The sequence below is a fragment of the Rhodococcus sp. NPDC060084 genome (assembly GCF_042730335.1).
Classification (GTDB): domain Bacteria; phylum Actinomycetota; class Actinomycetes; order Mycobacteriales; family Mycobacteriaceae; genus Rhodococcus.
Window position 1 is genome coordinate 1 of record NZ_JBHWWX010000068.1, and the last position, 11,022, is coordinate 11,022.

14 protein-coding genes are annotated in these 11,022 nt (G+C 66.7%); 9 read left to right on the plus strand and 5 right to left on the minus strand.

Annotated elements, in window-relative coordinates; genetic code table 11:
• Both ACFWBU_RS20795 and ACFWBU_RS20800 read left to right on the plus strand, forming a co-directional pair.
• The coding region (locus ACFWBU_RS20795; protein WP_378529116.1) for an NAD-dependent epimerase/dehydratase family protein at positions 1-963 on the plus strand (963 nt) is incomplete at its 5' end.
• A 76-nt stretch (positions 964-1,039) separates the two neighbouring features.
• On the plus strand, positions 1,040-1,309 hold the full coding sequence (locus tag ACFWBU_RS20800; RefSeq protein WP_169619336.1) for a hypothetical protein: 270 nt from the start codon (positions 1,040-1,042) through the stop codon (positions 1,307-1,309).
• Positions 1,310-1,340: 31 nt separating this feature from the next.
• On the opposite strand, the gene ACFWBU_RS20805 is transcribed toward ACFWBU_RS20800, so the two are convergent.
• Positions 1,341-2,381 (minus strand): iron-containing redox enzyme family protein, encoded by a 1,041-nt coding sequence (locus ACFWBU_RS20805; RefSeq protein ID WP_378529117.1) that lies wholly within the window; start codon positions 2,379-2,381, stop codon positions 1,341-1,343.
• Positions 2,382-2,456: 75 nt separating this feature from the next.
• On the opposite strand from ACFWBU_RS20805, the gene ACFWBU_RS20810 reads away from it, so the two are divergent.
• From ACFWBU_RS20810 to ACFWBU_RS20820, 3 genes are all read left to right on the plus strand, one after another.
• Positions 2,457-3,314 (plus strand): SDR family oxidoreductase, encoded by an 858-nt coding sequence (locus tag ACFWBU_RS20810; RefSeq protein ID WP_378529118.1) that lies wholly within the window; start codon positions 2,457-2,459, stop codon positions 3,312-3,314.
• Between the two features lie 63 nt (positions 3,315-3,377).
• Positions 3,378-4,358 carry a helix-turn-helix domain-containing protein gene (locus tag ACFWBU_RS20815; protein WP_296549641.1) on the plus strand — a complete coding sequence of 327 codons (981 nt, stop codon included), beginning with the start codon at positions 3,378-3,380 and terminating at the stop codon, positions 4,356-4,358.
• A complete protein-coding gene (locus ACFWBU_RS20820; RefSeq protein WP_378529120.1) occupies positions 4,355-4,909 on the plus strand; it encodes a dihydrofolate reductase family protein in 555 nt (184 codons plus the stop codon). Before ACFWBU_RS20815 ends, ACFWBU_RS20820 begins: the two co-directional genes overlap by 4 nt.
• A 38-nt stretch (positions 4,910-4,947) precedes the next feature.
• On the opposite strand, the gene ACFWBU_RS20825 is transcribed toward ACFWBU_RS20820, so the two are convergent.
• Complete coding sequence (locus ACFWBU_RS20825; protein ID WP_169619608.1) at positions 4,948-5,409, minus strand: DUF6328 family protein; 462 nt, start codon at positions 5,407-5,409, stop codon at positions 4,948-4,950.
• A gap of 213 nt (positions 5,410-5,622) precedes the next feature.
• Here ACFWBU_RS20825 and ACFWBU_RS20830 point away from each other — a divergent pair, with 213 nt between their 5' ends.
• Positions 5,623-5,844, plus strand: coding sequence for a hypothetical protein (locus tag ACFWBU_RS20830; RefSeq protein ID WP_169619340.1), 222 nt, complete (start codon positions 5,623-5,625; stop codon positions 5,842-5,844).
• A 63-nt stretch (positions 5,845-5,907) separates the two neighbouring features.
• Here ACFWBU_RS20830 and ACFWBU_RS20835 read toward each other — a convergent pair whose 3' ends face one another.
• From ACFWBU_RS20835 to ACFWBU_RS20845, 3 genes are read right to left on the minus strand one after another with little or no spacing between them, the layout of a single operon-like run.
• Positions 5,908-6,768, minus strand: a complete 861-nt coding sequence (locus ACFWBU_RS20835; protein WP_378529122.1) for a polyphosphate kinase 2 family protein — start codon at positions 6,766-6,768, stop codon at positions 5,908-5,910.
• Positions 6,769-6,795: 27 nt separating this feature from the next.
• Positions 6,796-7,122 carry a DUF4873 domain-containing protein gene (locus tag ACFWBU_RS20840; RefSeq protein WP_169619343.1) on the minus strand — a complete coding sequence of 109 codons (327 nt, stop codon included), beginning with the start codon at positions 7,120-7,122 and terminating at the stop codon, positions 6,796-6,798.
• 57 nt (positions 7,123-7,179) lie between these two features.
• The gene (locus tag ACFWBU_RS20845; RefSeq protein WP_169619345.1) at positions 7,180-7,920 is read right to left on the minus strand and encodes a TetR/AcrR family transcriptional regulator; all 741 of its coding nucleotides are present in this window, start codon (positions 7,918-7,920) and stop codon (positions 7,180-7,182) included.
• 114 nt (positions 7,921-8,034) lie between these two features.
• On the opposite strand from ACFWBU_RS20845, the gene ACFWBU_RS20850 reads away from it, so the two are divergent.
• The 3 genes from ACFWBU_RS20850 to ACFWBU_RS20860 all read left to right on the plus strand — a co-directional run bounded on the left by ACFWBU_RS20850 (position 8,035) and on the right by ACFWBU_RS20860 (position 10,889).
• Positions 8,035-9,288 (plus strand): DUF445 domain-containing protein, encoded by a 1,254-nt coding sequence (locus ACFWBU_RS20850; RefSeq protein ID WP_206036429.1) that lies wholly within the window; start codon positions 8,035-8,037, stop codon positions 9,286-9,288.
• Between the two features lie 247 nt (positions 9,289-9,535).
• A complete protein-coding gene (locus ACFWBU_RS20855; RefSeq protein WP_346765044.1) occupies positions 9,536-9,958 on the plus strand; it encodes a helix-turn-helix transcriptional regulator in 423 nt (140 codons plus the stop codon).
• A 1-nt stretch (position 9,959) separates the two neighbouring features.
• Positions 9,960-10,889, plus strand: coding sequence for a heparin-binding hemagglutinin (locus tag ACFWBU_RS20860; protein ID WP_169619349.1), 930 nt, complete (start codon positions 9,960-9,962; stop codon positions 10,887-10,889).
• Positions 10,890-11,022 lie beyond the last annotated feature (133 nt).

The window sequence follows — 11,022 nt, forward strand, 5'->3', positions numbered from 1 at the left end:
CCTCCGGCGCGCGGCCCCTATCTTTCTGCGCGCTGGTGTCGCGTCGACCTCGCGGAGCCCGAGTCGTACGGGGTGCTGCGGCGGCAGATGTCCGGCGCCGATGCCGTCGTCCACCTTGCCTGGGGATTCCAGCCGTCGCACCGGCGAGAATACTTGCGGCGCACCGCAGTCGAGGGAACACGCGCCGTGTATTCGGCGGCAGCGGACGCCGGCGTACCGCACGTGCTGCACATGTCCTCCGGCGCGGCGTACTCGCCGGGATCGTACGGCCGGCCCGTCGACGAGTCCTGGCCGACGACGGGAATACCCGGCTGTGCCTACAGCGTGGACAAGGTGGCGGCCGAAAGGGTGCTCGACGAATTGTCGGGTGCGCCCGGTGCGCCGGATCTGCTGCGGCTACGCCCGGGATTCATCGGGCAATACGCAGCGGGGTCGGGTCTCGCCCGATACGTGCTGCCGGACGCGGTGCCGTCCGCGATCACCCGCCACGTCCCGGTGCTGCCCGTCGACCGGAGGCTCACGATCCCCGCGGTGCATGCCGACGATGTGGCCGCGGCAATCGACTCGGCACTCCGACGTCGTGCTGTGGGCGCGGTCAACCTGGCCTCGCCGGTGCCCGTCGGCGCCGAGGACTTCGCCGCACCGTTCGGTTGCTCCACCGTCCACGTTCCCGCACGGCTGCTCTCCGCGGTGGCCGACGCCGGTTGGCACGCCCGGCTTCAGCCGGTTCAGGGAAGCTGGGTCGACCTGGCATACGCCACCCCCATGCTCGGATGCGAGCGGGCGTCCGCAGTGCTCGGCTGGGCGCCGCGGCATTCCGGTCCCGCCGTCTGGGCGGAGACGATCGCCGGCATGCGTGCGCGTGGTGGAACCTGCAGTCCGGTGTTGCGTGCGCGCTCCGCGCGGGAACTCCTCGCTGTGCTTCTCGGACGTGGTCCGATCGGACGCCGGATTCCGCCTTGAGCGGATCACACTGCGGGGGAGCCTGTTTCTCGATTGCCCGAGTTTTGTCGGGCCGCACGAAGGGGTACAAACCACTATGACCAACACATCGAGGCACGAGCCGCCGACCACCGGCTCCCGGGTAGCGGGATGGATCGGCTACGCGTGCGTTCTTGCCAGCATTGCTGTCGTCGCCATGGCGCTCTTCGCTGCAGGAGACGGGTTCGCCGGCTGGACGGTGGTTGCCGTCGTCATCGCTGCGGCGCTCCTCTCGGCCGGCGCGGCGTTGATCACGATCAATTTCCGTCACCGCCGGCTCCACGGTTCGGGTGGAACCCCGACCCACGAGCCGGGCGTCCTCGACTGACGCGGCTTACCCGTCGGACCGCTCCGGTGGATCAGCTCACGGGCTGGTCCACCGGAGCGATGTCGTCGAGGGACGCACGAAGCGTCGTCGAACCCTTCGACCAGTTGTCCAGCAGGTGGTGTGCGAGGCGGCCTTCGAGGAACTCCGCGGCCTCCGCGCCGAACACGATGTCGCTCGCGCAGCGGGGGTCGGCCGCGATCATGTCACCCACCACGTCGTGCCGAAGCACCAGTTCGTGCACGGCATCCGCTTCGATGTGCTCGGTGTAGAACGTGACGCACGCGGGGTCTGCGCCGAGACGTTCCAGGGCCGACGCCATCCGCCGGGCACTCGGAGCCGTGGTGATCTCCGCAGCGGTGAACATCCCCACGAGCATCGGCATGTGCGCCCGGTGCAGCCCGCAGAGCGACATGAAATTGACGGTCGCGAGGGTGACGGCCGGCACGGCGTCGAGATAGCCGAGGTAGCTCTCGTCGAGGTCGGCCGCTTTCAGCAGATCGGCGTACAGGCGGGAGTGCATCCTGTCGGCGCGACCACCGCCGTATTCGTCGAACTCGACCGCGACGAGTGCCGCTTTCGCACGTCCCCGCAGGCGAGGAATGGCGAACGCGTGCGGATCCGCTTCCTTCAGGTGGTAGATCGAGCGGTGTACGAAGAACTCGCGGATCTGGTCCCAGGTACCGCGTTCCGCCAGTTCGTGCGACACCCCCCAGGCGTCCTTCGGCTCGCGGTAGAGCGCGTCGAACGTCGCGTCCGTGTCGTCGCCGACCGGAACGTCGGCGCGCAACTGTGCGAGGAACAGACGCTCGAGGTCGGCGCGCAGTCCCAGGGGTCCCGGCGCCCACTCCCACGACGCGTCGACACCGTCGAAACCGCGGTAGTGCAACTCGTAGAGCACGGTCAGGGCCAGTTGCACGTCGTCGCCGTACGGGTCGGGCTCACCGACTGCGATCTGCCAGGCCGCGGCATCGGCGGGATGGGCCAGCCGTTCGACGACGGCGGCGGAGATCGGCCCCCGCGGGGTCGGCAGAGAAGCGGCGGACAGGTCACACGGCCGGATCACATCAGACATACGTGCCGGTTACCCCTGGCGGGCTCGGCGGAAACGGGTACGTGTGCCCACCGGCGCAGGGGGTAACCGCTCGCTATGGCAGACGACAAGGAACGGAAACCGCAGACCATCGACTATCCGGGCGATACGACCGACATGGCGGAACGCCCCCGCGACGAGATGCGCGGCTATCGCGGCAGGGACCTGCTCGCCGGCCGGCGAGCGTTGATCACCGGTGGTGATTCCGGGATCGGCCGGGCGGTCGCGGTGGCCTTCGCGAAGGAAGGTGCCGACGTGGCGATCGCCTACCTGGAGGAACAGGAGGATGCCGAGCACACCGCTGCTCTCGTGGAGGCGGAAGGACGCGCATGTCACCTGTACCCGGGAGATCTCGCGGACCCGGCTCACTGCCGCACGGTTGTCGCCGAGGCCGCGGCCGCCATGGGCGGTCTGGAGATCGTCGTCAACAATGTCGGTACCCAGCAGCCGGTCGACGACTTCGCGGAACTCGACGACGAACAGTGGCGAAGGACCTTCGCCGTCAATATCGACAGCTTCTTCCATGTCACCAAGGCGGCGCTGCCGCACCTTCCCCGGGGCGGCGCCGTCATCAACACCGCCTCGATCAACGGGCTTCGCGGGAACAAGACACTGATCGACTACTCGGCGACCAAGGGCGCCGTGATCGCGTTGACCTATTCGCTCGCGCAGGCACTGAGCGACCGGGGGATCAGGGTCAACTGTGTCGCGCCGGGACCGGTGTGGACCCCGCTGATTCCCGCGACGATGGACGCGGAGAAGGTGTCCGAGTTCGGTCAGCAGGCACCGTACGGCAGGGCCGCGCAACCCGACGAGATCGCGCCGTCGTACGTCTTCTTCGCCTCGGCGACGATGTCCTCCTATTACAGCGGGGAAGTGCTGGCTCCTATCGGAGGTGAGACGCTGCCCGGGTGACTGCCGGCCGGATTCGGCAAGAACAGTCAAGCGCGACCGCGCGAAGGTCGTCAGACTTGCCCTATGTCCGAAACCCGGCTGTCCGAGCCCCGGCGCGACCGCTTACGTGAACTCCTCGACGCGGTGCTCGACGAGAACAACGTCAACCTCGAACAGATGGCGCAGGGGGCGTACGCGTCCCCCTGGCACTTCACACGCCAGTTCGGTGTCGGTACCGGGGAGTCCCCGGTGGCCCTGCGGCGGAGAGTGATGCTCGAACGCGCGGCCTGGCAACTGGCCAACGGCGCCGGTGTCACCGATGCCGCGTTCGGGGCCGGTTACAGCAGCGTCGAAGGGTTCGGGCGCGCGTATGCACGCGCGTACGGATATCCACCCAGTGCGACGACGAGGACGTCGTCGCAGGACGGTCGTGCTCATTGGCTCACGGCACCGAACGGAGTGCATTTCCACCCGCCCATGAACCTGTGGCTCGAGGACGGGACCGTCTCCGCCGGGAGGCATTCCGGCTCGGAGGTCGTGGCGCACCTCGTGCATCACGACCTCGACGACACGCGTGCGCTGCTCGAACTCGCCCGAGAACTCGACGAGCCGGAATACGAGCGCAATCGTTTTCCCGGACTCGTGGTGCTCGAATGGGACGGTCCGGAGGAGTCGATCGGACGCGTGCTCGGGAATCTCGTGTGGACCAAGGAGATCTGGCTCGCATCGATGGCGGGAGACGACCAACCCGACCGTGGTGGGCACGACCCGGAATCCCTCCTCCGCCGGTTCGACGAGGTCGCGACGAGATGGGCCGACGCCGTGCGGGACATCGACCGCCGCGGAGCATGGGGCGACCGGCTGATCGACGCACTCTGTGAGCCGCCGCAGAGCTTCGTCCTCGGTGGAGTCGTCGCACACGTGCTCACGTTCTCGGCGCATCGGAGGCAGCTCGTCCGTCACATGCTCCGAGCCGCCGGCCGCAGCGTCGACCACGGCGATCCCCTCGACTGGCACTTCACTTCTGCCGCCTTCGCACCCGGATCGGAAAGGACCATGCCATGACCCGCATGAGCTATTTCACCGCAAGTACTCTCGACGGTTTCCTTGCAACAGTGGATGATTCGCTCGACTGGCTGCTTTCACGAGAGACCGACGAGGGAGGCCCTGCCGGGTATCAGGAGTTCATCGCGGGGATCGGAGCGATGGTGACGGGATCCACGACCTATCGCTGGGTGCTCGACCACGAGGGAGTCGACAAATGGGAGTACGACATTCCGTGCTGGGTGTTCACGCACCGAGGTGACCTTCCGGTCGCGAGCGGACCGAACGGGCCGGGGGACATCCGCTTCACGCAGAGCGACGTCCGCGAGGTCTACGCCGAGATGGCCGACGCGGCCGGTGGGCGGGACCTGTGGATGGTCGGTGGCGGGGATCTGGCGGGCCAGTTCGCCGAGCACGGTCTGCTGGACGAAGTGATCGTCTCCATTGCTCCGGTGACCATCGGTGCGGGTAAACCCTTGCTGCCGCGGCACGTCGAGATGCGATTGAGAGAACTCGATCGCAACGGAGAGTTCGCGGTGCTTCGCTACGACGTGCTGCGCGACGCGCACTGACGCATTCACCGGGAACCGGCGCGCCGACGACGGGAGGCTCAGGACCCGTCGATCGGGCTGTGTGCCCGGGGACGGACGCGGAACCGCCACGGGTACAGCAACCACGCCCATACGAACAGCAGGGTGGTCACTCCTCCGATGATGAGGGCGACGATGTCACCGAGAAGGATTCCGACCACGAGGACGACTGCGCCGGTGAGGGCAACACCGAGAAAGACGATGCCGGCGAGCGTGAACACGTGCGCGGTGGCAACGAGTCGCGGAAGTTGTCCGCGGCGAAACAGAATGCGATGCATCACGACGGGCGCGACGAGGAACACCGTAGCGAAGACGGAGGCGAGCAACGTCACGAGGTAGACGCCGTACTGATATGTGGACAGGTCGTCGAATCGGGCCTGGAACGGCAGGGTGAGCAGCAGGCCGGTGAGCACCTGGACGCCGGTCTGCACGACCCGCAGTTCCTGGAGGAGGTTCGACCAGTTCCGGTCGAGGCGTTCGATGGGCGTCTCGTTGCGCCCGTCCGGGCCTACCGCCTCGCGACCGAACCTGGAACCGGGGTCACCCGTGTCGTCCGGGGTGGTCACGGGGCGACCGGGGGGAGCGCAGAGCGCGGAGCGTACATACGATCGTATGGTGCCACCTTGTGACCTCGCTCACGCGCGGGTAGCGTCGGCGGGGACGGATGACACCACCCGCTGGGAGGGAGTTCGGCCATGAAGCTCAACCTTTTTGTCGCGTGGGTCGGATACGGATTGGTGCTGATCGCAGTACTGATGATCGCCCTGGCGCTGTTCGCCGCGGGCAGCGGCCACGAGGCAGGGGCTCTGGCCAGCACCGTCGCGGTGTTCGTGGCCTTGGCGCTGGCAGTCGGAATGATGGCCGGAACCGTCCGGCGAGACCGCAGGAAACACCTCGACACGCCACACCTCTTCTGACGGGCCTCCCTCTTCTGACAGGCCCACAGCTTCTGACGTGCAATCACAACTCGCGGTGGCCGGTCAGGCCTCCGCGAGTCGCCGTTTCTCGACCTCGATATCGAATGTCGGTTCGGGCCAGTCCAGGTCGAGCCGCTCGAACGCGTCGATCAGCAACTCTGTGACGGCAATACGGCTGTACCACTTGCGGTCGCACGGAATGACGGACCACGGCGCGAGGTCGGTGTTCGTCTTGTCGAGCATGTCCTGGTAAGCCTCTTGGTACTGCGGCCAGACGGCTCGTTCGGTCACGTCCGACGGGTCGTATTTCCAGTACTTGTCGGGTCGCTCGAGCCGTTCCGTGAGCCGCTTCTTCTGCTCGTCGAGCGAGACGAACAAGGCCACCTTCACGATGGTGGTTCCGGTGTCGGTGATCTCCCGCTCGAACTGGTTGATCTCGTCGTACCGCCTGCGCCAGACATTCTCGGGAACGAGGGATCGCACCCGTGCGACGAGTACGTCTTCGTAATGCGACCGGTCGAACACGCCGAGCTGGCCACCTCGGGGAAGGGCTTTGTTGATGCGCCACAGGAAATGGTGGCGCTTCTCTTCGGGGGTGGGGACTCCGAACGCGGTGTGGTCGACTCCCTGGGGATCGACGTGGCCGATGACGTGGCGCACCATGCCGCCTTTGCCTGCGGTGTCCATCCCCTGCAGGATCAGCAGCACCGACCGGGGGTCTCCGCTGCGTCCGTTGGCGAACAGCTTTCCTTGCAGGTCGGACAGGACCGCGCCGCGTTCCTCGAGGAGGCGTTCCCCGAGGGCCTTGTCACCGTCGAATCCCGGTGTGCTGTTCGTGTCGAGTTCGGCGACGCGGGTTCCGGGACCTGCTCGCAACGCCTTGACCACCGGAGTGTGCCAGGGCGCTTCGTTTTTCGTTCCCATGCGACGAGCCTGCCATACGGCGGGGCATCAGGCGGGATGGTCTCCGTAGGGCGGCCTGGAGATGCCGTCGACCATGTGACTGCCCCACAGGTCCGTTTCGGTGATGCGGGCGACTGCCGGCCCGTCGGATCCGGGCACCGTGATGGTCACCTCGGTTCCGGGACGGAGTTCGGTTCCGGGCGGGAGCGACTCCGCGAGGCGTCGTAGCCTGCCGCGCCACACATGGCGGCCGAGCAGGGGATCGAAGCGGCCCGACAGTTGCACGTCGATCGTCGCACGCTCGTCGGCCACCACGACGTCGGCGGGCCCTCGGTAGCCGGCGGCGTCGTCGTGGTCGGTATCAGGCTCTGACATGCCCCGGACTATACGTGCAACTCTTGGTAACAGTAAAGCGGTTCGGGGGATGTCCGTTCAGCGCGCCGGATCCTCGGGCAGCAGCGGATGGGGCTGGGATTTGAACCGCTTCGGCGAACCCGCCACTGCGGCAATTCCCGTGATGCCGCCCCACACCATCATCGTGAGGTAGTCGATCAGGTCCTCGGCTGTCATCGATTTGTTCGAAATCCACCAGTGCGTGGCGAGCTGGATCGAACCGACGATGCCGTACGCCCAGGGCACCGACCCGCCCGAGTCCATTTCGAGCAGACGAAGCCGCTCACCGAGGACGGTCGCCACCAGTTCGGCGATCATCCGTTCGGAGTCGGCGACCACGTCACGGCTCGCAGACGAACTGTTCGACATGACGTACAGGTAGACCTCGGGATCGGTGCCGACCGTTTCGACGTACGCCGAGATCGCCACTCGGGTCAGTGCGTATTCGTCGAGATCCTCGGCGACAGCGGCATAGATGCGCGGGGCGAGAATCGTCTCGACGTACCGCATCATCGTCGCGCTCGTCAGGTCGTTCTTGTCGGTGAAGTACCGGTACAGAACGGTTTTGGAGACACCGATCTCGGTCGCGATCTCGTCCATGCCGATGTCGTGCCCGCGCGCCCGGATGGCGTTGATGGTGCCGTCCACGAGCTCCTCGCGCCGGGCGATCTTGTGTTCGTGCCACCGGCGTTTACGGCCGTCCTGCTTCGTCGGTAGGTCCTCGGTGGTGCGGGAGGACGAAGGCGTCTGGGGCAGGTTGCTTGACACTGTGCGGCACATCCGTTCGGTTCGATCGTCGGCTCAGTCTACGGTGAGCGCCTCGCCCGCACCGGTCATGCGTCGCGCATTCGCGCCCGCAGGGCAGAACTTGGGCACAATCGAGGGGTGCAGTTCATGAATATCGATGATGACGTCAAACGCCGCGACCTCCGCCGGATGAAGACGGTCGCAACCGGGTTCCTGGTCGTGGCTGCCGTCATCTACCTGTTCTGTCGATGGCAGGAGACCCGCGGGGCGGGTCCGTGGGTGGGGTATGTGCGCGCCGCGTCGGAGGCCGGGATGGTCGGCGCGCTCGCCGACTGGTTCGCCGTCACCGCGCTGTTCCGGCATCCGATGCGCATTCCCGTCCCGCACACCGCGATCATCAAGAAGAAGAAGGATCAGCTCGGCGCGAGCCTGAGTTCGTTCGTCGGCACCAATTTCCTGGCGCCCGAGGTGGTCTCGGCGAAAGTCGAATCGGCGCAGATTCCCCTGCGTGTCGGGACATGGATGGCCGAACCGGCGCACGCGGAGCGCGTCGCGAAGGAAACCTCCACGGTCCTGCGTGGAGTGGTCGGTGTGCTGCGCGAGGACGACATCCAGCAGATCATCGACAACACGATCGTCAAGCGGATCGCGGAACCGGAATGGGGACCGCCGCTCGGGCGCGTGCTCTCCGAACTCGTCGAAGAAAATCGGCATCTGCCCCTGGTGGAGATGCTGGCCGAACGCGCACACCAGTGGGCTATGGGCAGCCAGGAAACAATCGACCGGGTCATCAGCCGGGATTCCCCGTCGTGGTCGCCGAAGTTCGTCGACCTGCTGCTCGGAGAGAGGATCCACCGTGAACTCGTGGAGTTCACATGGAAGGTCCGATCCAACCCGGACCACGAAGTGCGCCTGGCGGTCAACAAGTTCCTCGCCGACTACGCACGTGATCTGCAGAGCGACCCGGCGACGATCGCCAAAGCCGAAAAGGTCAAGGCCGAGATCATGGGCCGCGACGAAGTGACCCAGCTGGCGGGGGCTACGTGGCGTACCGCGAAGCGGATGATTCTCGATTCGGTCGACGATCCGAACAGCACGCTGCGCACGAAGGTTGCCGAGAACGTCATGGCTCTCGGTGTCCGGCTGCGGGAGGATCACGAGTTGCGCACGAAGGTCGACGGCTGGTTGCTCGACGCGGTGCGCTTCGTCGCGTCCAACTACGCCGACGAGATCACCTCGGTGATCCGCGAGACCGTCGAGCGGTGGGACGCGGAAGAAGCGAGTCGCAAGATCGAACTCGCGGTGGGCCGGGACCTGCAGTTCATCCGCATCAACGGCACCGTGGTCGGTTCCTTGGCGGGTCTCGCCATCTACACGATCTCGGAGCTGCTGTTCGCGTGATCCCGGTCACTTGCTAGCGGAGTGCTTGCTACAGCTAGCACCCGTGCGTACCGTGAGAGTCGTGTCCACCGATGACAGTCGAGACGACCCCCGCCCGGGCACCGGCAAGAGTGCGAGCAGTGCAGTGAGCCCGAGCAGTACCGGAAACCCGAGCAGTACCGGAAACCCGAGCAGTACCGGGAGCCCGAGCGACCGCCCCGACACCGGCGACGGTGTCGCGGACGGAAGCAGCGCCGGGCCGGGGGATATTGCGGCACGCGTGGTGAATTCTGCTGCGCAGGACATCGGAAGCTTCATACGGGCGCAGCGAGAAGGAGCGCAGGTTTCGCTTCGGCAGCTGTCGAAGCTGGCCGGCGTCAGCAACCCGTACCTGAGTCAGATCGAGCGTGGCTTGCGCAAGCCTTCGGCCGAAGTGCTCGCGCAGATCGCGAAGGGGCTCCGGTTGTCGGCCGAGGTGCTCTACGTGCGGGCCGGAATTCTCGAAGACCGGCCCCAGAGTGCCTTTCGGGATGCGCTTCTGGGAGATCCGCTCCTGACCGAGCGGCAGCGGCAAGTTCTGTTCGACATCTACGACTCGTTCTGCCGTGAGAACCAGGCGGCTCTCACCGAGACGGCACCAGAAGCCGGGAGCGACATCCGGCACCAGACAGACTTCGACGAGGAGAACTGACATGACCGATCCGAACGCAGCAATCCGTACCTCACTCTTCGCGGCCGTCGGCGCAGGCGATGCCGTCGTGCACGCGGTGGCCGACGTCGTCGCGCAGGTTCGCGAGCGCGCCGAAAACGCACAGGTCGACGTGAACGACCGCGTCGGGACCGCGCGCGAGAAGCTCAACACCCTTCCGGCCGACCTGACCGAGACCGTCGAGTCCCTCCGGGAACGCCTCGCGGGTCTGCCCTCCGAACTCCCCGAAGACATCGCAGAGCTGCGAGAGCGATTCACCGCCGACGAGCTGCGCAGCGTGGCCGAGGCGTACCTCAAGGTGGCGTCCGACCTCTACACCGCTCTCGCGGAGCGTGGCGAGCAGACCATCGAGCGCCTCCGCAAGCAACCCGCCGTCGAAGAAGGTCTCGAGCGGGCCGAGGCAGCGTTCGGAGATGCCGTCGAGCTCACCGAAGAAACGCTGGGAACAGTGGCGCGCCAGACGCGTGCGGTCGGCGAACAGGCTGCCAAGCTCGCGGGTCTGGCGGCCGGCCGGATCTCCGACACCAGCGAAGGCGTCGGCGAAGCCATCTCCGACGCCGGTGACGAAGCCGCGCTCCGGGTGCTCGAACTCGGAGATCAGGCGCGAGAGGCCGGATCCGACGCCGCGAACCGCGTCGACTCGGCGAAGTCCGAAGTGGGCAAGACCGCCGATGAGATCACCGAGTCGGTCGAGGATGCGGTGGCGCCCGAGCCGGTAACGCCCGTCACCACGACGCCCGCGAAGAAGGCTCCGGCAAAGCCGGCCGCGAAGGCTCCCACGCAGCCGGCCGCGAAGGCCCCGGCACAGCCGGCCGCGAAGGCTCCGGCGAAGCCGGCGGCCAAGGCTCCTGCTCGTCCCGCAGGCAAGACGCCCGCCAAGAAGGCCGCGCCGCGCAAGTCCAGCGGCTCCTGACGGCCGGCCCGTTCCGACCGGCTCCCCCCCCGCCCCCCCCGGGGGCCGGGTCTCGTGTAACTGTCTCGTATAAACAAAAACCAGCCCACCAGAAAAGCCGCTATCTGGTGTGGCGGCTTGTGGTTGTTAAGGG

Bases quoted from the DNA above. Each gene is read 5' to 3' on its own strand.
- ACFWBU_RS20800 (WP_169619336.1), top strand. From the start codon at position 1,040: ATGACCAACACATCGAGGCACGAGCCGCCGACCACCGGCTCCCGGGTA.
- ACFWBU_RS20810 (WP_378529118.1), top strand. From the start codon at position 2,457: ATGGCAGACGACAAGGAACGGAAACCGCAGACCATCGACTATCCGGGC.
- ACFWBU_RS20860 (WP_169619349.1), top strand. From the start codon at position 9,960: ATGACCGATCCGAACGCAGCAATCCGTACCTCACTCTTCGCGGCCGTC.
- ACFWBU_RS20830 (WP_169619340.1), top strand. From the start codon at position 5,623: ATGAAGCTCAACCTTTTTGTCGCGTGGGTCGGATACGGATTGGTGCTG.
- ACFWBU_RS20840 (WP_169619343.1), bottom strand. From the start codon at position 7,122: ATGTCAGAGCCTGATACCGACCACGACGACGCCGCCGGCTACCGAGGG.
- ACFWBU_RS20850 (WP_206036429.1), top strand. From the start codon at position 8,035: ATGAATATCGATGATGACGTCAAACGCCGCGACCTCCGCCGGATGAAG.
- ACFWBU_RS20820 (WP_378529120.1), top strand. From the start codon at position 4,355: ATGACCCGCATGAGCTATTTCACCGCAAGTACTCTCGACGGTTTCCTT.
- ACFWBU_RS20815 (WP_296549641.1), top strand. From the start codon at position 3,378: ATGTCCGAAACCCGGCTGTCCGAGCCCCGGCGCGACCGCTTACGTGAA.
- ACFWBU_RS20845 (WP_169619345.1), bottom strand. From the start codon at position 7,920: ATGTGCCGCACAGTGTCAAGCAACCTGCCCCAGACGCCTTCGTCCTCC.
- ACFWBU_RS20805 (WP_378529117.1), bottom strand. From the start codon at position 2,381: ATGTCTGATGTGATCCGGCCGTGTGACCTGTCCGCCGCTTCTCTGCCG.
- ACFWBU_RS20835 (WP_378529122.1), bottom strand. From the start codon at position 6,768: ATGGGAACGAAAAACGAAGCGCCCTGGCACACTCCGGTGGTCAAGGCG.